Below are 20290 nucleotides of genomic sequence, written 5' to 3' on the forward strand. Positions count from 1 at the left end.
GCACGCCGGTCTGTTCGAGCGTACCGATGCTTTTTCTTGCACCCAGGAGACGGGCTGGATATGAGTGGGCGAAGAGCCCTACGCTGGATACAGGTGCTCACGTCACTCGCCGGGTTACTCGCAATCGGATGGGTCAGATTCGGGGGTGGATTCCCGAACGATGAGTGGGCAGTAGTCGGGTTGATTGTGACGACAGGAGTGCTGTTTATATACCTCGAACTGACCGGACCGTTCCGGGGGGGAGGCGAGTAACAGCATGGCCTGGAGCCGTTGGCCGTGGCGCCCGATTGTGGGAACACTCGGCCTCTATAACGCGCTATTGGCAGTCGCCGCCTTCCTCCACGGGTCAGCAGTGTATGGGGGCGTGTTCGGGGCTCTCGCAACGGCGTGTATGGGACTCGTCCAACTCGTCGACATCTACCGGGAGATCGACGAGGCCTCATAGCCGGCCCCTCATGAACATCAGCGCCAGTTCGTCCTCGCCGTCGACGAACTGAGCGACTCGAGTGGCGATAGACACCGCCAGCCACACGTAGCCGTACGCCGCCAGGATGGTGAACTCCAGCGGCGGCGCGACGGTGTACACTCGCCAGAGCAGGACTGCGAAGCCGACACCGACCAGCACACCGTAGCCGACGAGCCAAGCGGGGACTCGCGGGCCCATTCATCGGAACCTCCTCTGCGTTGTTGTCTGTGGTTGAAACCGATTCGTCAGCCCGTGCCCGGAATCTTTACCGGGTGCGGAGTCGTTGATTCTCATGGGTCGTCACTGACTCCACCAGCGTCGGCCGGAGCACAGGTCCGGTCGGCGCACGAGATTTTCCGCGGCGCCTCTCCGCCCGTGAGAGTCATCACTTCGTGTATTATGTCGACCCTACTTAACCTTTGCTTTCGGTAAATGGTATAGTATCGTCGGCCTTCCAACCGAATTATTACCAACTAAGAGAAAATACGGGTGTGACTCGAGGGCCGGAGCCGGACATCGCGGCGGTTGAAATCCTGTCTTTCATGCAGGAGCATACCGATCCGGGCTTTACCGCGAGAGAGGTGGCTGACGAATTCGATAAGACACGACAATGGGCAGATAATCGCCTGAAAACGATGGAGGATGATGGGTTACTCCACTCGAAAAATCCTGGCGGACGCGCGAGATTTTATTGGCCCTCACACAAGGGTAAAGAGAAGCTGCGCGATTCAAGATAGCTAATCGACCCACCATATCACCGAACGTTTTCCGGCGGCTTTTCGCTGTATTCGGCCCTCATCGGCAAGATTTTGCAATCTATCGTGCGCCCACTGGCGAGTATGATCGAACCTTTCTGCGACCTCTGCCGCGACTACAAACGGGTCGTCATGACTCTCAATCGCGTTGACGATCTCATCGTCGGATACAGTCTCCTTGCCTTGGGGCATCTCTTCGTTCATCTATTCGTTTACCAATAGCAAAAGTATTATGGTCGTTGCGGAACACACTCTATCCACGGACGAACGGCTCACCGGACCGGTTTTGCGGAGAAACGAGCCGGCCCGACCCGTTGCACCGGGACGAGCCGTCGTCTCACGGACGACATGACCGAAAACGAACCCGACCCTAAAGATAGTATCGCCCGCGAGCTGGGCTGGGAGTCCTTCGAGGACGCCCCGCGAACTGTCCAGCGAACCATCGAGGACCGAAAAATCGAGATTTCGGAGCCGTTCGCGCCGCTCGACCGGGGGAGCGACTAGATGCCGCTTCGCTGCCTCGCCTGCGACCGAGAGTTCCCCAGCATCGGCGCCTACAAACGCCACGAGTGGCGCACCCACGGCGGCGATCTCGACCGCGGCGACTCGGCAACGGAGCCGACGCCCATCTCGTCGCTCGTCGAGAACCCGCCGGACCCGCCGACGCTGTGACGATGCCCCGGACGACGAAGACCCTACGGTACGGCGACTGCCGGCTCCGCGCGGAGCCGCTCGACGATGGCCGCTGGCGCGTCTTCGAGGAGGCGCGGACGCCCTGCGAGTGGCGCGTCGTCGGCCACGAGGTCGTCGAGACTGTCGATTTCGATTGCTGACCCCTCCCCGCATCGGTCTACTCCTCGATAATTTCGACGGCGCTCCAGGGGATGTCCTTTCCCGTCCGAGCGTCGTGAATCTCGAAGTGCTCGGGCTCGACGTCGTGGCCGCGCTGGGCGGCGTCGGCGCACCCGTGACACCAGATATGGGAGTTCGTCCGCGTGAACGAGGCGTGCCCGTTGGGACAGCGGTACCGCATCCGGTCGATTTCGTCGCTGAAGTCGATGGTGACGGTCTGCGGTCGGTCCTCAACACTGCTGCCGTCGGCTGCCATTCGAGACGACATATCTGTCCCGGAGAGGCGGGGTGGTAAAAGCCGGAGTTATGAAGTTCGGTGAAAGTGAAACTGATGCGAACCGCCAGACGGGAAGACGTCTTGCACAGTTTCGGAAAGCGAAAGTTTCAGCCGACGGTCACGGCCGTCGAACCTTCGGCGACCACGCGGCCGTCATACCGAACGACCACCTCGACGGTACTCTGCCCCTCGGAGATCGGCGGGAGGGCAGCCTGCTGACTCTCGCTGAAGGTCTTGCTGTTGCCGGGCTGGATGGTGGCCCCACTACCCACCTGGATGAACCCGTCGCCCTCCTCGGTCACGATGTCGATGCCCGCCGGATACAGGGGGAAGCCGCCGGGATTCGACAGCGTTACCTTCGCGTTCGTGACGCGGTAGCCGTCGAAGGCCTCCTGGGGCTCGGTCTCGATCTCTATGGACTCGACGGCGAGCTGCGGCGCGGCGAACGACTTGGAGGCCTCGGCGACGACCGCCTGCTCCTGGGTCGACGTTTCGAGGATGACCACCGAATACTCGCCGCCGTCGGGGAACTGCCCGAGTTGCACCGTCACGGTCTCGGACCCGTCAACCAGATCGGATTTTCCGATGAAGGCCTCTCCAACCGTGTTGTCCGACGGGTCGCTCACCACCACCTGCAAGGTTCCTTCCTCAATCTCGCCGGACACCGAGACTCGGAGGAGAACGCCGCGCATTTGGTCGATGCCGGTCGAGAGACTCACGTCGGATACTGGCCCGGAGGTGCTCGAACCTCCGCCGTCACCGCCGCCGGAAGAATCTGAGCCGTTGTCGGGTTGCGTCGACTGCCCACCCAGCGGGGCGCCAGCACAGCCGGCGATAGCGACGATTCCAACCAGAAGCACCAGGACCCTGAACTGCGACATTTCGCCGACTTCTCGCAGCCAGCCCGTATAAATCTCGGGACGAGTGTACCGATTGAAAGCTACTCCTCGCCGCCCTCGTCGCGGACCGCCTCGCGCGCCGACGCCAGCACCTCACCGGGCCGCATCGCGCCCATGACGGCGTGTAGCTCGTTGGTTGGCCAGCCGGCCCGAGCGTACGCCAGCGCGGTCGCCTCCTCGTCCGTGAGGCCGTGCTCGTCGGCGAGCAGGTCCGCATACGCAGCGTCTGACAGCACCTCACGGCCGCCGTTCGGGAGCGGGTAGTTGGCGACGATGGTCTCGGGCGGGTACGGCTCGCGGCCGCTCCGCGAGCACGTCACACTCCCGCCCTGCTGGCGGTACGCCTCGAGCGGGATCAGCTCGTCGTCGACGGCGGCCGGCCGCTCGATGCCGCAGTACGCCGCGACGGTCTCCCGGTCGGCCTCCTGGGGGTCGCCCGCTCCCTGAGGCGCGAGACCGCCGGCGAGACCGCGCAGAAGCGACCGAATCATTTCGATTCCCCCCAGCCCTCGGGTGGGCGATACCACGCGACCGTCTGCCCGTGGAGCTTCTTCTTCCGAATCACGCCCTCGTCTGCGAGTTTGTTCAGCCGGTAGTTCGCGGTCGACTGCGGGAGGTCCAGCAACTCGGCGATCTCGGTCGTCCCGTAGGGCTCGACGGGTCGCATCACGTCGAGTATCTCCTCGGGCTCCGTCTCCGGCTCCCAGGTCCCATTCTCCGCTCGCGGGCGCTCGTTTGCCATACCTAACCCATTGGCTACGTAGCCGATAAGCATTGTGTCGTGTCTGACGTGTTGCATTTGAAGGGGACTCCTGCGTTCTCGGAGAAGATACCGGCCGTTACCGCTCGAAATCGGATAGTGCGGTCTGGCCGCCGCCGTCGGCCCGAATCTCGGGCTGTCCACCGCCGGCATCGTCGGGGCGGTCACTACCTCCGCCACCGCCTCCGTCGTGGTCGTCGTTGCTGCCGCCGTCGCCGCGTGACTGTCGAATCCAGCGGCGAAGCCAGTCGGTATTCTCGCCAGCATATTCGACCGCTTCGGCGCCGTAGCTGTCGGTCTCTTCCACCATGACCACCGCACTCGACTCCTCGGCGTCTTCGAGAAGGAGCTGCGTCGGCCCCATCACGTCCTGCGTCCGGACGACGTACTCGGTACCGGCGCGGTCGACCGCTTCGGCCCCCGTCGTCGCCATCCGACCGCGGATTCGGGTGAGGAGCACCTCGCCTTTGCCGTCGATAGCGAACACGTCGCCGCGGTCCCAGGTAGACATCTCGAGCGGGTCGGTCGACTCTTCGCCCACCTCGTCGGTCTCCGCCGAATCCTCCGGTTCGTCGCCGTTCTCCTCGCTTTCCTCGAGTGTGTTCCCGCAGGCTTCACACCGTGGCGAAGCCACGCGGTCGACCTGGAAGGGCGCCGCTTCACTCCCGCAGTTGGGGCACTCCTCGGGGAGATCGTCGGGCTGATCGACTCGCGGCCAGTGGGTCGGCTCCGGCAGCTCCGACGGCTCCGAAACGTGGTTCGCGCCGGCCTGCGGACCGGGCGCGTGGTTCGTTTGCTGTCGCTTCTGGAGTCTCGCCGGCGTGTACAGCTCGTAGGATCGCGTGTCTCTGTATTCCGAGTCGCCGGAGAGGATCGTCTCGGTGTCTAATCGGACCGAGCCGTCGCTGTGCTTCGACTTCGGCGCGGAAATCGTCTTGCCGGTCCCCGACGTCTCGCCTTCGATCACCTCGGGGCTGTTCATCACTCGCGTTATGCTCGTCACGAGAAGGACGGTCTCGTTCTCCGGAAGCTCTGACTCCGTCATCGACCACCCTCCGTTTCCAGGGCATGCGTGACTCTCGCCTTAATCCGCGCGTATGCGGCCTTCTCGTCGGCCGTCTCCGCGGTGTTCTCCTCGGCCATCAACATTCCGTGCACGGTTTGGGCGTCGCCGCGCGGTAGTTCGATGGTCACGGTCTCTTCGCCGGTCGTCGCCATTCGCTCGCTTTCATTCATGGGTTGACACCCAAGTTCCCGCTGGGGAATCGAACCCCGCTCGAACCCCACCAGGGGGACGGGTTACGCACCGCTCGCAGCGTCCGGATTTGCCGCGATAAACGCGGCGGCGCGGCCGACCGTCCGGAATCCCCGGGCGATCTCACGGCCGGCCGCCGCCGCTTCTCGACCGACCGCGCGGACGACCAGCTCCGGCGTGGACATCTCGCCGACCGGCTTCGACTCCGCGCCGGTCTCGGTCTCGTCGCTGGCCTCCCGTTCGGCCCGCTCTATCGCCTCACGGACCGCTTCGTCGCTGGCGCCCGCCGGTTCGGGCGTGTCCGTTGTCTCGTCGGTCTCGTCGGTCTCGTCGACCGGCTCCGGCTCCGGTTCGGGCTCCGGCTCCGGTTCGGGCTCCGGCTCCGGTTCGGCGCCGGTCTCGGTCTCGCCCGCCCGCTTTTTCCGTTCGATGTACCGCTCCTCCCGCTCTTCCCACACCTTCGCTTCCCGTTCGGCCTCCCGGTCGGTCCGGAGGCCATACTCGTCCTTGATGGCCTCATAGCACCGCTTCGCCTCTTCCTGATAATCGGCGCCCGGCTCCGGGGTGATGTACTTCTCGGGCGCTTCCTGCATTTTCTCGAAGACGCGATCCGCCCGCGTTTGGTCGTTCCAGGTGGCCTGCATCCACCAGGTCGAAATTTGATTGAGGATCGCGGCGCGCCGCCGCCCGGTCTCACCCGTCCCGCCGCCGCGTTCGCTCCGGCTGTAGCTCTTCGTCGACATGGCTCAAAACTCTCCGATGGATAGCTGGCCGCCGGCGCCGAACCGGGCGAGGGTCCGGTCGGCATCGGTCGCTTCTCGCGTGTCGCCGGCTTCGTCGGCGCTTCCGTCGTCATCGTCGGCGAACGGGCTTTCGGGATCGTCGGCCGGCTCGAGCGACAGCGTCCCCTGGGTGGTCATCGGTCGACACACTCCCCGCAGGTGTAGGTCCGGCCGTCGCGCCGCGCAAAGTCGGCCGGATCGCGCGCTTCCCCACACTCCGCACACCGGAGGAGCGGCTTCTCGGGCGTGGATAGGAGCTTCACGGTCGAGGTGAACGACGTACGGCCGTGGACCCACTCGCCGCGGCGCTTCCGCAGCTCGATCTCGTTTCCGTCCCGTTCGGCGATGAGGCTCTTCGACCGCGTTTCCGTCACGGTGTAAGCGCGATCTTCCCGGTGGTCGTTGCGGTCGACGAGAATCTTCGCGCCGGCTTCTATCGTCGCGGGATTCTCGAGCCACCGCGGGACAGCATTGCTTTCGCTCCGGTCGGCCGTATCCGGCTCAATGTCGCCGAACGTTGCTTGGCTGGTAGCCATTGTACACCTAACCAAAGGGAGTGGTGGGTAATAAATCCTTTGGCTACCTAACCAAAGGTATGGGTAATAGATTCAAATAGACCGCACGAGGGCGCGGCCGCGGTCGGTCACTCGCGGGCGCAATACGGCCAGCTCGCCAGGACCATCCACCCCGCCCCCTACACCCCCCACCCGCATGCGGGGGGTGGGGTACCCCCCACACCCCCCACCCCCCACCACCCCCTCGCGGTTCTCGACGAACGTCGCGGTTTATCGCCGAACACCCGCGCTACGGGTCCCAGCTTGGCAGAAATCGCTGCGAGAACGTTCGAGTACGCGCGCCCGTCGAGACGCGCCCGCGCCGCCCGTCGAGCGGGCGCGGAGCAGACGCCGCCGCTGCTTACGTCAAGCCGCCCGACCGCTGCCGATACACAGCGTAGCCGATGGCGGCCACGGCCGGGATCGCCGTCAGCCACACCGGGGCGCCGCCGCCGCTGTCGGCCGGCACGATCCCGCCGCCTCCGCCACCGCCGCCGCCACCGAACAGCCCGCCGGCGTCAGTGTCCGTCGAGCCGTTCGGGTAGACCTGGACGTCGTCACCGGCGCCGGCGCTGCCGTTCCACCAGGAGCCGTTCCCGTACGTCCCGTTGAAGTCGATCTCGTAGTCGCCGGGGTCCGTGGAGTTGTTTCCGAGCGTCTTGTTCACGACCCACCGGATGTAGGACTTGTTCCGGTCGAACGAGCGGTTGATCTTGTAGACCGGGTTGCCGTCGCCGTCCGTGACGTTCGCGTTGATTCGGTCCACTTCGTCGCCGCGGTACTTGATGCAGAGCTTCTCGTTGTTCGGGCCGCATTCGACTACTTCGAGTTCGCCGCCGCTGTCGTTCGTCCCGTTCTCGGTCGGCGTTGGACTGCTTCCAGCCTCACCGACCGTGATGTTGTACGGGCCTCTGTCGGGATCGGCCTCCCAACCGACTTCCGTGTACTCCGAGTCGGCGTCCGTGACCTTCAGGCGGTAGAGGGCACCGTCCTCGAGGGAGTCGACGAAGGCGTTGTCGTTGTGGTTGAACGAGGTCTCGGCGACTGTGTTCCAATCCTCAGTGTCCTTGGGTGCGATGTACCCGGACTGGTCGTCATCGTTGACTTCCTCCGAGACGGAAAGTGTCGCGTCGTCGAAGGTGTCGGCGTAGTCGTTCAGATGGAACTCTTGGGTGTAGCCGCTACTGCCGCCACACCCGAGACAGAAGTCGAGAGTTGTCGCAGATGAAACTGTGACTGTCTCTGTTTTTGAATCGGATGACTTTGAAGCAGTTACGTCATACGTGCCTGACAGGACGCTGACTTCATAGTATCCGGTGGAATCTGTGGTCGTACTTGCTTTAGTATCTCCTGATGAAGCATCGACGACATCAACTGATGCATCTTCAATGGCGTTAGAGCTACTGTCGTTAACTTGGCCTGATAATTTAAATTTCGCAGATATATCGCCGCCACCAGAAACGGCAGTCAGGCTACCGGCTTTGGAAGTTTTCCAATTCTCCGAACCTCCCGTATCAACGGAGGCAATAGTGCCGTCGCGTGATGCAGAGTAGATAGTATCTCCCGACGGACTGGTCGAAACCTTCTCCACATCGTTGCCCTGCCCCGTGTACGACCACTGCTTCGATCCGTCGGAGTCGTCAAGAGCGACCAAATCACCGGTCTGATAGCCGTATGTGGCAACATACGCCCTATCACCGTCAGAATCAATAGCAACGTCGTTCACGTCTTGGCCGGCGTCGTAGGTCCAATCTGACGAACAGTTCGTCGCGCCGAGCTTGGTCACGATACCCTCATTCGGTGCGCTGTAAAACCATTCCCCGTCGGGTCCCGCACCGACCCCGTAGACACTGTTCGGGTGGCTGTATCCGCAGACACTTGAACCATTTTCGACGTACCGTGAGTCCAGAGTACCATCGTTGGAGGAAGTGAAGTAGTAAACAGAATCCGCACCAACGGCAATGTCTGTCACCCTATTCCCGTGCGGGCTTGCAGACCGAATTTCGGAGCCGTCCGATGGATCGAGCGCGGCAACGTCACCGTCACCATCTCCCACGAAGATATATTCTCCATTGGGAGAAGCAGCCACCGACCAAAGGTTTCCGAGGCCACTGTACGACCACTTTTCGGTCCCGTTTGACGCGTATATCGCTTTCGCCGTCCCGTCGATAGACGCCGAGTAGACAACATCACCATTGGGAGATTGAACAACTCCTTTCACTGAGTCTGAGTGGCCGCTAAATGTCCACACGTTAGAACCGTTATCTGCGTATATCGCCTCAACGTCGTTGTCTGAACCGCCGATATAAACCACATCTGAATCGGGCGAAGCAGAAGCCTCCCCACCATGATCGTTGTTGATCATGCCACCGAACGACGCGAACGGGCCGACACCGCTTACGACCAACAGCGCCACGACCGCGATGCTCAACGCCTGCCGAACCCGCTTCCATCCATTGGTATCTGTCATAGTGAAATCACTCCCGTATGGACCGCGATTGCCGCGTTGCTCGAGACCGTGAACAGCCAGAACCCGACGACGAGGCCGCGAACCTGGTGTCCGAGGCCCGCATCGACTCTCCCGACCAATCGAGCGGCGCCGAAGCCGACCGAGACCGCGACTACCTGCGCCGCGAACAGCGCCGGCCAGCCGCCGAGCGAGAGCCAGCGCACTGCGCCGAGGCCGACCTCGACAGCCGGGCCTTCGACGGCAACGAGCTGCGTCAGCAGGATGTCGAGCGGGACCAAGACGAGCGCGCACAACTCGGCGACGTAGAGCCGCCTCCGAGTACCGGCCATCTCGAGCGCGCTCACGCCATCTCCCTCCTGGTCCGCCAGCAGGAACGGGTCAGGCGTCGGGGCCATCCCACTCCGTGAGCGTCGCGGACTCGTCGCCGGACTCGGAGACCCACACCAGCCGCACCGAGTCGTCGCTGTCCACGTCGACCGCCATCGACGAGCCAGCCGTCACGTCCGCCGTCGTTGCGGCGCACGTCCCATCGTCGCCACCGTCCCACGGCTTCGAGGCCGACCCGTCGGTGACGTTCAGGTTGACGGGGTCGATGGTCTCGCCGCTCTCGTGCGAGATTTCGAGCTGGCCGTCGCCGCCGAGCGAGCAGTCGGCGCCGGTCGTCCCAGGCGAGTAGTCGGTTCCGAATCCAGCCTGCGGGCCGGACGACTGCACCTGCTCGCCCAGTCCGAGGACGAACGTCCCGATGATGGCTGCCAGGATGACGGTAATCGCAACCATGAGGATCACGCCGATCACCGGCGAGACCGCACGGTCGTCGCTGCTGTCGGTCGATTCGAGCAGTTGTCGGAGCTGCATCGTCACGGCCCGCCCGGGACTCGAACCCGGATCGCAGCACCTGCCGCGGGCTCATGGCCGCCCTCCCGACCGCCTGCGCGGGCGGCCGCAGTTGGGACAGCGCCGACTCTCGTCGCCGCCGAGGCGGCAGCGGACGCAGAGCAGGTCGCTCACCGCCACGACCGGAACACCTCCCATATCTCGGTCGCCGCCTCGAGGAGCCACTCGCCGGCCGTCGCCGCGATGCCGGTCGCTCGCTCGACGTCGACGCCGGAAATGACGCCGAGCAACAGCAGGACGCCGACGGCGACCGCCGAGAAGGCGACACGGCCGCCCCACGACTGCATGGTCGAGCCGGCCATCGTGAGCTTCCGCCAGTAGAGCGCGACGGCGATCAACCCGACCGCAATCCCGATCTGACCGGCCGTCGACCCGACCGCCCACTGCAACAGCTCGGAGAGGACCATGCTACTCCGATCCCTCCTGGTCGTCGCCGAGCCAGTGGCCGAGCGTGGTGTTGTCCGGCGCGCGGCGGGCGAGCCGTATCGTCGCCGCAAGCCACGCCAGCAGCAGGATGAGCGAGATGATGAGGTCGAACGCCGCCAGCGTCGGGAGTGCATCCCGAACGGCAGCCACGAGCGCGTCCATCGGCCCGCCGTGGGACTCGACCAGGAGTGCCTCGACGAACGACCCAGCGAGTAGGGACAGTGCCGCCGCAGCGACGATGACGATGATGGTGTCCGAGCGGCTCACGACCCACCACCTCCGCCGCGGCGCCCTCGGACGACGATGGTCTGGTTGTCGTCGCCCCGCTGCCGGAGCCACCGATACAGCAGGTACAGCGACCCGACGACGAGGATGACGCCGACGTTGCTGTTCAGGATCGACGCGATGACGGGTTCGCCCGTGGCGGAGAGGGCGATGACCGTCGTGACGGCTCCGATGGCGACAAACGCCGGGAACGAGTAGCTGTCCAGTTCGTGCAGCAGCAGGTACAACGCCAGCAACTCGAGCGCGACGACGAGCTGGACGCCGGTTCCCTCCGGGACGCCGAGGACGCCGCCGAGGATGAGCGCGACGATGAAGAGCAGCCCGGCGATGAGGATGCCGTTCGCCGAGATACTCACGTCGCCGACGAACGGAATCTTAGTCATCAGCCACCTCCTCGCGGCGGCTGTCCCCGGCGTCCGGGTTCGACTCTGTCCCGCGCGTGTGTAGTTGGTCGTCGACGAGACTGATCTTCAGCTTCCGGTCGACGTCCTCCTCCCAGTCCGGGATGTCGTCCCAGACGAACCGAGTGAAGTTGTTCGGCTTCCAGCAGATGCCGAACCCGGCGTCCTTCCGCTTCAGGAAGTTCTTGACCATCGGGATCGAGCTGAAGCCGACCGGCGCTCGGTCGTTCTGCCGCTTACAGGGGTTCCCGTCGTCGTCCGGCATCGCCACCCGCCACTGGAACGTCCGCCGAACCTTTTCGTGGACGTTGGTCTCGTCCTGGCCGAATCCGAACAGCGAGAAGCCGTACTTCCGGGAATCGGCGACGACCTTCCGCATGACTTCGAGCTTCTGGTAGGTCTGTGTCTCGTCGGCACGGGCCGATTGCGGGAGCAGGTCGGCGATCTCGTCGAAGATGAGGCTGGTCCAGTCGAAGTGCCCGCCGTACCCCTCGACGCGAGCCACCGAGAAGGCGATCCACCAGTGGACGAGCGGCGTGACGGCCTCCGGCGACCCGGCAATCTCCTCGGTCTGGTAGGTGATCGGCTGCTGGACGTACTGGGAGTCCTGCATCACGTCGTTGCAGCCGCGGAACTCGGGGTCGGGGTAGACGACGGCGAACTCGTGCTCGTCGAGCTGCTCCAGCAGGTCGACAACGCCGTGGTACCGCTTCACCTCACGAACGACGTTCTCGAGGTCGGCCGGCTCGCCGTCGGCGCCGCGATGGGCGTTCTCCGGGCGCCACACCGCCTCGACGGCACAGCCGGCCGGCAGGTACAGCGTCGTCCACCGCTTGAACGGGAGCCACTCGCTCCGCGCTTCGGCGCCCCGCCAAACGACCGTCTCGCCGTTCACGTCGAGCAGGTGCGACGCGAGCCACAGCGCCAGCGTCGACTTCCCCGACCCTTTGCCGCCGATGGCGAGCCAGTTCGTCCCGCCCGGATGTCCCCACTCGCTGCCGTCTCGCGTGTGGATGATGCAGTCCGGGAGTGGGTGTTCGTAGTCCTCGAACTGCTCTTCCAGCTTCCAGAACGGCGCGATGCCGAACGTCTTCCGGATTTCCTGGCCGTCGGTGTGGGTGTGATGCTCTCGGAGGTCGTGTTCGGTAACGTAGTCGTCTGTCATGGTCAGTCTCGCACCTCGTTCCAGGGGTTCGGGTCGCGCTTCGACCGCTCCAGGGCGCCGCCTTGCAGGCGCTTCGCCCGGACGGCGAACGCCGGCAGCAGGACCGCCGCCGCGAACCGTTCGCGCCAGTCGCGGCCGCTCTCGCTCCGGTCGGTCAGCTTCTCGACGGCGGCACGGTCCGTGACCAGCCACTCCGTCGGGTCCGTCTCCCCGTCGAGTACCTCGGAGAAGTCGGCCACCGCCGGCAGGCGATGACACCAGTGGACGATCTCGCCGCGGCTGGCGAAGCCACCCCAAAGCTCGCGGAGGATCGTCGCCTGCCCGGCGTCGAGCCGCGAGAACGCCGGGCGCATGGCGATATGCGTCTGTCTTTCCGGGTCGATCTGGCGGTAGTCCGACTTCCCGCCGTCCGGGCCTTCGTCCCCCGGCAGCCACTCGTGCGCCCGACCCTCGAGGTCACGATACGCGGCCGTACAGGCGGCCATGACGTGCTCGCGGACGCGCTCGCGTTCGTGCTGCTGCCCCGGCGTCGGGTCGTCGGCCGTGAGGGCGTCGACCAGCGCCTTGTCGTACAGGAGTTGCCGTGCCGGGAAGCGAGTCGATAGGTGGCCGAACGACCGGACACAGGCCGCTTGCCACCAGTTCAACAGGTCCCGTCGGGCGTCGAAGCCGTCGGTGATGGGGACGATTTCGGGCGTACGGTCGGCGTCCCCATCGAACAACACGCGCCGCTGGTCTCGCTGAAGGACGTCGACCGCGACCCGAGGCTGCCGGCCGCTCCAATCCGGCGTATCACCGGCCGACGGGTCGCTACTCATCGTCGCTGCCCTCCTCCGGCTCCGGTTCGTCGCCCGTTCCGGTTGCCTCGATGCCGATGGGCTCGCCGCCAGTGTCGTCGGTCTCGCTGCCGTTCCCGTTCTCGGTCTGGTCGGTGATCTCGAAGCCACCGAGCTGGCCGGGGTCGATACCCGTCTCGGCTTTCGCCATCTCCTCGGTGACGGACTTGTCCTCGGCCGCCTGGAGTGCGCGAGCCTCTTCCATCGTGCGGGCGCGCTCCGCCCACAGCTTCTCCAGCGCATCTTGGAGGTTCGTGGCCTCCTCGTAGCTGATCTGGAGCGCCGCGATGGAGGCCCTCGCCGGCCGGTAGTGGACCGGCGCCGGCTTGAACTCCGCCTCGCCGTCGACGGCGCGGAACGCGACGGCGGCGAAGCCGACCAGCGCCCCGAGGACGGCCCCGACCGTCGCCGCCGAGAACACGAACCCGAAGGCGAGGCCGGCGAGGGCGGCGCCGGCGGCCGTCCCGCCGATGAGCCGGAGGTTGATGCGCTCGAGCGCACCGCCGACCCGACCACTCCCCTCGGAGGCCGGCAGCAGGAGTCGCGGGTCGAACTCCCAGCGGGCCGGCTTCCAGGTGAGCGGTTCGTCGCTCGCCGGGTCGGCGATGTACGTCGCGTCGTCGGGGCCTTTCGTGAGCTTGATGTCGGTCTTCAGGTCCGACGTGTCGACGACCGCCGGGTCGGCGAAGAGGCGTGCGAGGAACGGTCGGATGCCGCGCTTGATGAGCCCGAGACCGTCCTCACGTTTGACCGTCCGGACGCGCGCCTTCTCGCGCTCGATGTGCGAGCGAACGTCTCCGCCGAAGGCGGTGTTGGCGTCGCCCAGCTCGTCACGAACGAACTCGTCGGTGCGAGCCTCCCGACCCATCATCTCCAGCATCGCCACGAACGCGATGGCGACGAGGGCGAGGCCGAACAACTGCGGGACGCGCCGCAAGAGGACGGCGGTGTAGAAGTACCCGAACGCGGCGATTCCGAAGGCGGCTATCGTCCCGACGATAGCCCACCACATCGCGCCCTTCTCGGGGCCGAGGCCGGTCTGTCGGATGGTTCCCTTCGCAGCGACCGCCGCGCCGAGCAGTCCGGGCGCGGCGATGAGGCCGACGTTCTTGAATAGCCACCAGAGCAGGTCCCCGAAGTTGTTGATGGGAACCGTCTGCGAGATCGGGCTCGTGTGATGCGAGAACCGCCAGCGGGCGCCCTCGATCCGCTCCCCATCGACGGACAGCCACATCGTCACCTGCCGCGACTCGTTGTAGTTGCTCGGGAGGTCCAGCGGCGTGGCGTCGTAGCCGGTGCCCATCCGAACCGTGTACGTCGAGACCGACTGGTCGGCCGCGTAGGTCTCGGTCGTCGTGCCATCGTCGGTCTCGACCTGCCGCGTTGCCTGCTGCCAGGTAACGACCGTCAGCGAGAAGTTCTGCGGCTCGATGTCGCCGAACCGCGTGGAGTAGACCTGGAGTTGGTCGGTATTGATCTCCGTCCCTTGCTCGAGGTAGACGTGGTCGTACTGGAGCGGGCTCGTGGGGATGTACCGGATCGCCACCGCGCCCGTCTCGCCGAGATACCGGACACTCGGCGGGGCATCGGCCGGCTGCCGGCCGCCGGTTCGGAGTTCCGACAGCGAGTAGGAACCGGGCTGTGTCGGCTGGTCGGCCCCTCCGCTCGTTGCCGTCGGCGTCGAGTCTGACGCGGCGGCCGACCCGTTCGGCGTCGGTGTCGGGGTCGGCGTAGCGGTCGGCGTCGGCGTGGGGGTCGCGGTCTCCGTCCGGGTCGGCGTCGGTGTCGAGTCCGCCGGGATGACGCGAACGCGGCGGGTGTGGGTGTCCTCGGCGTCGCCGTTCATCTCCGAGACGTAGAGCGTGACGTTGTAATTCGAGGCGTTCGCGTACGTGTGAGTCACGTACTCGCCGGTCTCTTCGTAGGTCCCGTCCCCGTCGACGTCCCAGAGGTAGCGGTCGATGGGGCCGCTACTCGGTGCTGCATCGAGGACGATCTGCTCGCCAGCACTCGGCGCCTTCGGCGACACCTCGAAGGCTGCTACTACAGCCGGGGCGTCGTCCTTCGGCGTCGGTGTCGGGGTCGACGTGGGCGTTGGCGTGGGAGTTGGCGTCGGAGTAGCGGTCGGCGTCGGCGTCGGAGTTGGTGTCGCGGTCGGTGTGGCCGTGGGCGTTGGCGTCGGGGTCGGCGTGGGAGTTGCCGTGCTCCGATTCTGCGCGAGTGCTGGTGCTGCGGGGGCGAACAGCCCGCCGACGAGGAGGGCGAGCACCGCGATGACGAGGACGGTTCTACGCATCAGTCTCTCACCTGCTGCGGGCGTTCGGTCGGTTCCGGGTCGCTCGGTTCAGGCTCCCCGTCGAGGTCTTCCAGCGAGCCGAGATTCGCCCGAGCGCAAACCGCCGTGCAGAAGGTGTGACGCTGGCGGTTTCGGTCGGCGATCATCTCGACCGGGCCGACCGTCCGGCGCTCCGGTTCCGCGGCGAACTGGACCGTCACCGCGGCGTCGTTGGAGTCCCGGGCCGGGTCGACGACGACCGCGCGGCCACACTCCTTGCACTCGCCGCGCACGTCGGGACGGGCGATCTCCCGGACGACGAGGTAGCACATGGCCGCGAACGCCGCGAAGAGGATGATCGTCGACGCCGAGGCGGCCGCCGCAGTCCACGCCAGTCCCGCGGCGACGGCGGTCGAGGCGACCGCCGCGATGACGAACAGCCATGCCTGTGCGTCGAGGGCGTGCAGCCGCTCGCGGATGGGTGGTGTCGAGGTCATGTCGCTGATTCCTGGTACTCGAGCATCGCGTGGTAGGCGACGCCGCCGACGAGCGCCACTGCGATGAGCGGCGACTCGAGGACGAGCGGCCACGTCATCGCCGCAATCGCAGCGGCGACGAGACCGCTGAAGTACGCCCCCGAGACGAGGAACGACGCCGACCCGACGCGGCTACTCGAGAACTTCCGGTAACTCGGGTCTTCGTCGGACCGGAACGTCCGAACGAACAGCGTCCACAGCCAGTACAGCCCGATGCCGAGCGCCAGGAACGGCGCCAGCTCCATCAGTGTGCGTTCGATCCCGCTCTGGAGTGTGATGGTCCCGATCATGGTCAGTCGAGTGCACTGCTGTATTTCGCGGCGGTGGCGATCAGGAACAGCGCGACGAGTACGACGAAGAACTCCGTCACCCCGAACTGGCTGATGAGTGGCCAGTCGGTGAAGAACGCGCCGACGTACCCGACGATGGCCGTCAGGTAGCTCCCGACGACCGGCGAGTTCGACGCCAGTGTGAACACCTCGCCGAGTACCTCGCCGCCCCGGTTGGCGAAGAGGAAGACCGACGTGACGAGGAACCCGCCGACGGCGGCGAATATCTTCGCGTACTGCCTGGTGAGGCTCTCCGCGTTCGTCCGGATGCGGTTCGTGACCGCCGCCGGCCGTTTCCCGCGACCGAACAGCCGTGCCCGGACGCCCCAGTACAGGATGACGCCCGTCACCGCCAGCACGGCGAAATGTACGCGGTTGATGCCCAGCGACGGCGTGCCGAACAGCAACTCCGAGACGAACGCGAACGGTCGGGTCGCCCAGCTCGGCAGGAACAACGAGGCCAGCGCGAGCAGGCCCAGCGTCACGAAGATGAAGCCGGCGTTGATGTCGTCGGTGTAGTAGCCGATGTAGACGACCAGCGCGATGAGGATGACCCAGGCGGCGGCCTGATCGAGACCGCCCCAGAAGCCGGCGATGAACGGCACGCCGGCGAAGAAACTGATGACGAAGCCGACGGCCAGGAACGACAGGACGCCGGCCGCCATCGTCTTCAGGCCGGGTATCAGCCGCCCGACGGACTGACTGCTGGCGCTCATCGCACGATACCTCCCACGGACCGCTGCTGTCGTGTGCTGTAGCTCATTCTTGAGTCTCCTTGCGGTAGCCCTGGACGATCTTCCAGCCGCGGTTGGCGACGAACACGAGACCTGCGCCCACCGCGGCCGCCGTCAGGGCGCCCTTCGGTAGCCACGCGAACTGGTCGGCGAGCGTCCCGCGACCGACCGACGCGACGGCGAAGAACGCGCCCGCCTGACTCCACACCGTCCCGAGAAGCGGCTCGATGACGCCGGCGAGGCCACCGCCGACGATGGACACGACGGCGCCGATGGTCGCTATCGGGTGGGCGACGAACTCTTTCCAGGTGACGTCGTTGGATTTCGGCATCTAATTCAACCTCCTGAGGATGGCTCGGAACGGTCCCGTGACGCGGAGAATGATCGCGTCGAGGTCGACCAGCGGCACGTTGATGACCCGGATGATCGACCACGCGATGTACGCCGTGACGGCCAGTTCGAGCAAGACCAGCGCGCTCACGACGATGGGCGCCGCGATGCCTGCCTCGGCGGCGACGGCGGCGATGGTCTCGTTCACCTGAACGATGGTGGTGATGATCTCCGTGGCGACCGGCGCCGTCATGTCGATGAACTCGCCCGCGAGGAACAGCGCGAAGTCGGCGAGGCCTGGGGAGCCGCCGATGGCGCGGTCGGGGCCGAACGCCACCAGCAGTATCGTGTCGATGAAGAGTCCAGCAATCCAGAGGATGGAACCGACGACGGGACGCACGAACGACACGACGAACCAGTCGACCACCGTCGAGATGATGAATTCGGACAGCTTCGCAGGGATGGAACCGACGTCCAACTGACCTGTTATAATCATGGCTGCACTGACGCCGGGTATCAACCACGAAATCGCAGTGGCGGCAGCTCTCTTGATTAGTGGAGTCCGGTCGATGGCGCTGTTGATGGCGATATTTATCGTTTTTTCACCGCCATCGGAACTACTCGACAAGGGCACGCACCCCCCACGAGTAAATCAGGACGACGGCACCGGCGACCGCGACTGACAGCGCGAACGCGAAGATGCCGGCCCCCGCGAGGTCGGCGGCCGCGGCCGCCCACGCAGCGTCCATGATCCCGACGGCCTGGAACAGCGCCTCGATGACGCCGGTTATCCGGGCGGTGCCGGTGTTGAGCACCGCCTCGAGGCCGAGGCCGACGCTCCGGATGAAGCCGATGATGGTCTGGAAGAACACCACGACCGTCCCGGAGAGGATGGTGCTACCGAGCGCTACCCACCGGACGTTGAAGCTGAAGCGCGACGTTTCGATGAACTCGCCCGGACCGAAGGAATCGCCACCGCTACTCGCCATGTCGAGCACCCCCGCGGGTCGGAGTCAGTTCGACGGGGTGCCCGAGCATGGTCACTCCGACGGGTCCTCGTCGTCCTCGTCGACGCCGAGGAACGGGATGTCCGTCGCACTGAACGGTATGGTGTCACTCGTCACCTCGCGGCTCAGTATCCACGTCATCACGAGGATACCAGCGCCAGCGGCCGCGATGCCTTCGGCGAACGTCAGCGGTCCCAGCGCGAAGATCGAGCCCGGCACGAGCGACTGGACCGTCGTCGCCGCCCCCTGGCCGATGATGGACGCGCCCCCGCCGATGAAGGCCTGAAGGACGCCCGCAAGCAACTCGCCCATCGCCGACAGCGGGACGATAATCACGTCAGCGACGGCCGTCCAGAAGTCGATGAACGCCGCGCCGAGCGCGACGATAGCGCCGGTCAGCGACGCGAGGACGGCACTCGACGGACTCTCGAAGCGTTTGTTGGCGAACGCGATGATTCCGAGGCCGTCGTCACCAGAGGCGGACATCGGTGGTCACCCCGAGAGCCGGCTGAGACCGAGCAGTCCCAGGAGCGCGCCGACGGCCGCCATGATGGTACCCTGGATGGAGCTGAAGATGCCGCCGCCACCTTCGCCCATCGGTGCGCCGCCGCCTGCGCCGGCGCTCATCAGGTTCTCCTCCTCGCTCGGCTGGAGCAGGATCGTCGCGTCGACGATGGCGTTCTCGTCGGCGTTGACCGTGGTCAGCGTCACGTAGTCACCGCGAGACGTGAAGCTCGACGAGGTCTCCGTGTAGTCAGAGTCCGAGACGTTCCCGAACTCGGTGTCACCAGTGTCCGTCGCGTACCGGACTTCGGCGTAGCGGTCGTCGACGAGGCCCTGGTGCATCCGCAGTTCGAGCGTGCCGTGCGAGAGGTCGATGGCCGACGGGACGACGAGCCGGACCTGCTTGTCCAGCTTGCGGTCGTAGCTGTAGTTGTCGGCCGCCTCGAACGAGGCGTTCCAGTCCTCCTCGTCGGCGAGGTCGGACTCGCTGTACCACACGTCGTTGATCTTCAGCTCGTGGACCGCAGCATCGTCGAACTCCGAGCCCATCGTATCGAGGGCCGTCAGGTTGACGTAGCCCTCGTAGTGGGTGCCGTTGATCTGCGTGACCGTCTCGGTCTCGTTCTCACCGTCGCCGTCGGTGTCCCGCATCGTCTCGCCGAGCTCGATCTCGCTCTTGCGGGCGACGTCGAGACCAGTGATGGTCACCTCGCCGTTCGCTTCCTGCACGGACACGCGCACGCTCTGAATCTCGTCCCAGGTGTCGTCACCGGACGAACCCTTGAACGAGAGGTCCGAAAGGCGCTCCTGGTAGACGTAGCCCTCGCCGGTCGTCGTCGCACCGATGTTCGTCGAGGAGTTCGACGCGCCCGGCGCGATCTCCATGGCCTTGTAGTCGCCGTCGGAGTCGTGGACTTCGATGGTGATGTTCGACGCGGATTTCAGCGTGTCCACCGCGAAGAACACCGTCAGGAACCGCTTGTCGGCGTCCGACGAGATGTTGATCCCGTTCGAGAGGGTCGCGTTCGCGGTCTCGGTGCTGGCGACCGAGCCGTCGAAAGAGACCGCGGGCACGCCCGAAGCGGTGTCGCCGTCGTCGTCGGTGACGGTCATCGAGGAACCCGCGCCGCTCGTGGTCGACCAGTTCGAGGCGTTCAGCCACGTATGCGCGTTCTCGGATTCACCGGAGACGCGCGGGAACTGATGGAGACTGTCCTCGTCCACGCGGTCGAAGCGCACCTGGACCGGCTCGTCCTGACTGTCGTTGTAGTGCGCGGGGAGCTGCTCGACGTCGCCGTCGTCGCTCTCGTACTCGATGTTGTCAGCCGAGAGCGCCATCTCGCCGCGGTCGTACTCGGCGATAGTGAGCGTGTCCTCGTGGATGTACGCCGGCGAGGCGTCACTCGATTCGTAGTTGATGTCCGGCCCGCTCCCCGCCGCTGCGAGGGCAGGGGCGACCGTGGACATCAGCACTGCGCACGCGATTAGCAGGGCG

General features: G+C 65.5%; 31 protein-coding genes. 3 read left to right on the plus strand and 28 right to left on the minus strand.

The features are described 5' to 3' along the window. Positions 1-439: 439 nt before the first annotated feature. Both NLF94_RS08885 and NLF94_RS08890 read right to left on the minus strand, forming a co-directional pair. Entirely contained in the window at positions 440-664 is a 225-nt protein-coding gene (locus NLF94_RS08885; protein ID WP_254841109.1) for a hypothetical protein, read from the minus strand. 539 nt (positions 665-1203) lie between these two features. Beyond that, positions 1204-1425 carry a transcriptional regulator gene (locus tag NLF94_RS08890; protein ID WP_254841110.1) on the minus strand — a complete coding sequence of 74 codons (222 nt, stop codon included), beginning with the start codon at positions 1423-1425 and terminating at the stop codon, positions 1204-1206. A gap of 144 nt (positions 1426-1569) precedes the next feature. Here NLF94_RS08890 and NLF94_RS08895 point away from each other — a divergent pair, with 144 nt between their 5' ends. The 3 genes from NLF94_RS08895 to NLF94_RS08905 are packed head-to-tail and all read left to right on the plus strand — an operon-like array spanning position 1570 to position 2054. Beyond that, positions 1570-1725 carry a hypothetical protein gene (locus tag NLF94_RS08895; RefSeq protein ID WP_254841111.1) on the plus strand — a complete coding sequence of 52 codons (156 nt, stop codon included), beginning with the start codon at positions 1570-1572 and terminating at the stop codon, positions 1723-1725. Continuing rightward, complete coding sequence (locus NLF94_RS08900) at positions 1726-1893, plus strand: hypothetical protein (RefSeq protein WP_254841112.1); 168 nt, start codon at positions 1726-1728, stop codon at positions 1891-1893. A gap of 2 nt (positions 1894-1895) precedes the next feature. Next, on the plus strand, positions 1896-2054 hold the full coding sequence (locus NLF94_RS08905) for a hypothetical protein (RefSeq protein ID WP_254841113.1): 159 nt from the start codon (positions 1896-1898) through the stop codon (positions 2052-2054). A 17-nt stretch (positions 2055-2071) separates the two neighbouring features. Here the strand turns inward: NLF94_RS08905 and NLF94_RS08910 are convergent, their stop codons facing one another. The 26 genes from NLF94_RS08910 to NLF94_RS09035 form a co-directional block, all read right to left on the minus strand. After that, entirely contained in the window at positions 2072-2341 is a 270-nt protein-coding gene (locus NLF94_RS08910; RefSeq protein ID WP_254841114.1) for a hypothetical protein, read from the minus strand. 116 nt (positions 2342-2457) lie between these two features. Continuing rightward, positions 2458-3231: a hypothetical protein gene (locus tag NLF94_RS08915; protein ID WP_254841115.1), complete on the minus strand. Its 774-nt coding sequence runs from the start codon at positions 3229-3231 to the stop codon at positions 2458-2460. 59 nt (positions 3232-3290) lie between these two features. After that, complete coding sequence (locus NLF94_RS08920; RefSeq protein ID WP_254841116.1) at positions 3291-3740, minus strand: hypothetical protein; 450 nt, start codon at positions 3738-3740, stop codon at positions 3291-3293. Continuing rightward, positions 3737-3991, minus strand: coding sequence for a winged helix-turn-helix domain-containing protein (locus NLF94_RS08925; protein WP_254841117.1), 255 nt, complete (start codon positions 3989-3991; stop codon positions 3737-3739). The genes NLF94_RS08920 and NLF94_RS08925 overlap by 4 nt, the downstream gene beginning before the upstream one ends. A gap of 97 nt (positions 3992-4088) precedes the next feature. Next, on the minus strand, positions 4089-5054 hold the full coding sequence (locus NLF94_RS08930; RefSeq protein WP_254841118.1) for a hypothetical protein: 966 nt from the start codon (positions 5052-5054) through the stop codon (positions 4089-4091). Continuing rightward, positions 5051-5245, minus strand: a complete 195-nt coding sequence (locus tag NLF94_RS08935) for a hypothetical protein (protein WP_254841119.1) — start codon at positions 5243-5245, stop codon at positions 5051-5053. The genes NLF94_RS08930 and NLF94_RS08935 overlap by 4 nt, the downstream gene beginning before the upstream one ends. A gap of 63 nt (positions 5246-5308) precedes the next feature. Further along, on the minus strand, positions 5309-6007 hold the full coding sequence (locus NLF94_RS08940; RefSeq protein ID WP_254841121.1) for a hypothetical protein: 699 nt from the start codon (positions 6005-6007) through the stop codon (positions 5309-5311). A 3-nt stretch (positions 6008-6010) separates the two neighbouring features. Continuing rightward, positions 6011-6184, minus strand: a complete 174-nt coding sequence (locus NLF94_RS08945; protein WP_254841122.1) for a hypothetical protein — start codon at positions 6182-6184, stop codon at positions 6011-6013. After that, entirely contained in the window at positions 6181-6582 is a 402-nt protein-coding gene (locus NLF94_RS08950; protein ID WP_254841123.1) for a hypothetical protein, read from the minus strand. The genes NLF94_RS08945 and NLF94_RS08950 overlap by 4 nt, the downstream gene beginning before the upstream one ends. A gap of 379 nt (positions 6583-6961) precedes the next feature. Further along, positions 6962-9070 (minus strand): outer membrane protein assembly factor BamB family protein, encoded by a 2109-nt coding sequence (locus NLF94_RS08955; RefSeq protein WP_254841124.1) that lies wholly within the window; start codon positions 9068-9070, stop codon positions 6962-6964. Then, the gene (locus NLF94_RS08960; RefSeq protein ID WP_254841126.1) at positions 9067-9414 is read right to left on the minus strand and encodes a hypothetical protein; all 348 of its coding nucleotides are present in this window, start codon (positions 9412-9414) and stop codon (positions 9067-9069) included. The genes NLF94_RS08955 and NLF94_RS08960 overlap by 4 nt, the downstream gene beginning before the upstream one ends. A gap of 34 nt (positions 9415-9448) precedes the next feature. Continuing rightward, positions 9449-9928, minus strand: coding sequence for a type IV pilin domain-containing protein (locus tag NLF94_RS08965; protein ID WP_254841127.1), 480 nt, complete (start codon positions 9926-9928; stop codon positions 9449-9451). A gap of 149 nt (positions 9929-10077) precedes the next feature. Next, positions 10078-10374, minus strand: coding sequence for a hypothetical protein (locus tag NLF94_RS08970; RefSeq protein ID WP_254841128.1), 297 nt, complete (start codon positions 10372-10374; stop codon positions 10078-10080). A 1-nt stretch (position 10375) separates the two neighbouring features. Continuing rightward, positions 10376-10660, minus strand: a complete 285-nt coding sequence (locus NLF94_RS08975; RefSeq protein ID WP_254841129.1) for a hypothetical protein — start codon at positions 10658-10660, stop codon at positions 10376-10378. After that, positions 10657-11061 carry a hypothetical protein gene (locus tag NLF94_RS08980; protein WP_254841130.1) on the minus strand — a complete coding sequence of 135 codons (405 nt, stop codon included), beginning with the start codon at positions 11059-11061 and terminating at the stop codon, positions 10657-10659. Before NLF94_RS08980 ends, NLF94_RS08975 begins: the two co-directional genes overlap by 4 nt. Beyond that, positions 11054-12244: an ATP-binding protein gene (locus tag NLF94_RS08985; protein ID WP_254841131.1), complete on the minus strand. Its 1191-nt coding sequence runs from the start codon at positions 12242-12244 to the stop codon at positions 11054-11056. The genes NLF94_RS08980 and NLF94_RS08985 overlap by 8 nt, the downstream gene beginning before the upstream one ends. 2 nt (positions 12245-12246) lie before the next feature. Next, positions 12247-13062, minus strand: a complete 816-nt coding sequence (locus NLF94_RS08990; RefSeq protein WP_254841132.1) for a hypothetical protein — start codon at positions 13060-13062, stop codon at positions 12247-12249. After that, positions 13055-15376 (minus strand): PKD domain-containing protein, encoded by a 2322-nt coding sequence (locus NLF94_RS08995; protein WP_254841133.1) that lies wholly within the window; start codon positions 15374-15376, stop codon positions 13055-13057. Before NLF94_RS08995 ends, NLF94_RS08990 begins: the two co-directional genes overlap by 8 nt. Then, entirely contained in the window at positions 15376-15852 is a 477-nt protein-coding gene (locus NLF94_RS09000; protein ID WP_254841134.1) for a hypothetical protein, read from the minus strand. The genes NLF94_RS08995 and NLF94_RS09000 overlap by 1 nt, the downstream gene beginning before the upstream one ends. Then, complete coding sequence (locus tag NLF94_RS09005; protein ID WP_254841135.1) at positions 15849-16181, minus strand: hypothetical protein; 333 nt, start codon at positions 16179-16181, stop codon at positions 15849-15851. The genes NLF94_RS09000 and NLF94_RS09005 overlap by 4 nt, the downstream gene beginning before the upstream one ends. 2 nt (positions 16182-16183) lie before the next feature. Then, the gene (locus tag NLF94_RS09010) at positions 16184-16936 is read right to left on the minus strand and encodes a hypothetical protein (protein ID WP_254841136.1); all 753 of its coding nucleotides are present in this window, start codon (positions 16934-16936) and stop codon (positions 16184-16186) included. A 43-nt stretch (positions 16937-16979) separates the two neighbouring features. After that, positions 16980-17285, minus strand: coding sequence for a hypothetical protein (locus NLF94_RS09015; RefSeq protein ID WP_254841137.1), 306 nt, complete (start codon positions 17283-17285; stop codon positions 16980-16982). Then, on the minus strand, positions 17286-17780 hold the full coding sequence (locus NLF94_RS09020; RefSeq protein ID WP_254841138.1) for a hypothetical protein: 495 nt from the start codon (positions 17778-17780) through the stop codon (positions 17286-17288). A 121-nt stretch (positions 17781-17901) separates the two neighbouring features. Next, on the minus strand, positions 17902-18273 hold the full coding sequence (locus NLF94_RS09025; protein ID WP_254841140.1) for a hypothetical protein: 372 nt from the start codon (positions 18271-18273) through the stop codon (positions 17902-17904). A 51-nt stretch (positions 18274-18324) separates the two neighbouring features. After that, a complete protein-coding gene (locus tag NLF94_RS09030) occupies positions 18325-18777 on the minus strand; it encodes a hypothetical protein (protein ID WP_254841141.1) in 453 nt (150 codons plus the stop codon). A gap of 6 nt (positions 18778-18783) precedes the next feature. Then, entirely contained in the window at positions 18784-20262 is a 1479-nt protein-coding gene (locus tag NLF94_RS09035; protein ID WP_254841143.1) for a hypothetical protein, read from the minus strand. Positions 20263-20290 lie beyond the last annotated feature (28 nt).

The sequence above is a fragment of the Natronomonas marina genome (assembly GCF_024298905.1).
Classification (GTDB): Archaea; Halobacteriota; Halobacteria; order Halobacteriales; family Haloarculaceae; genus Natronomonas; species Natronomonas marina.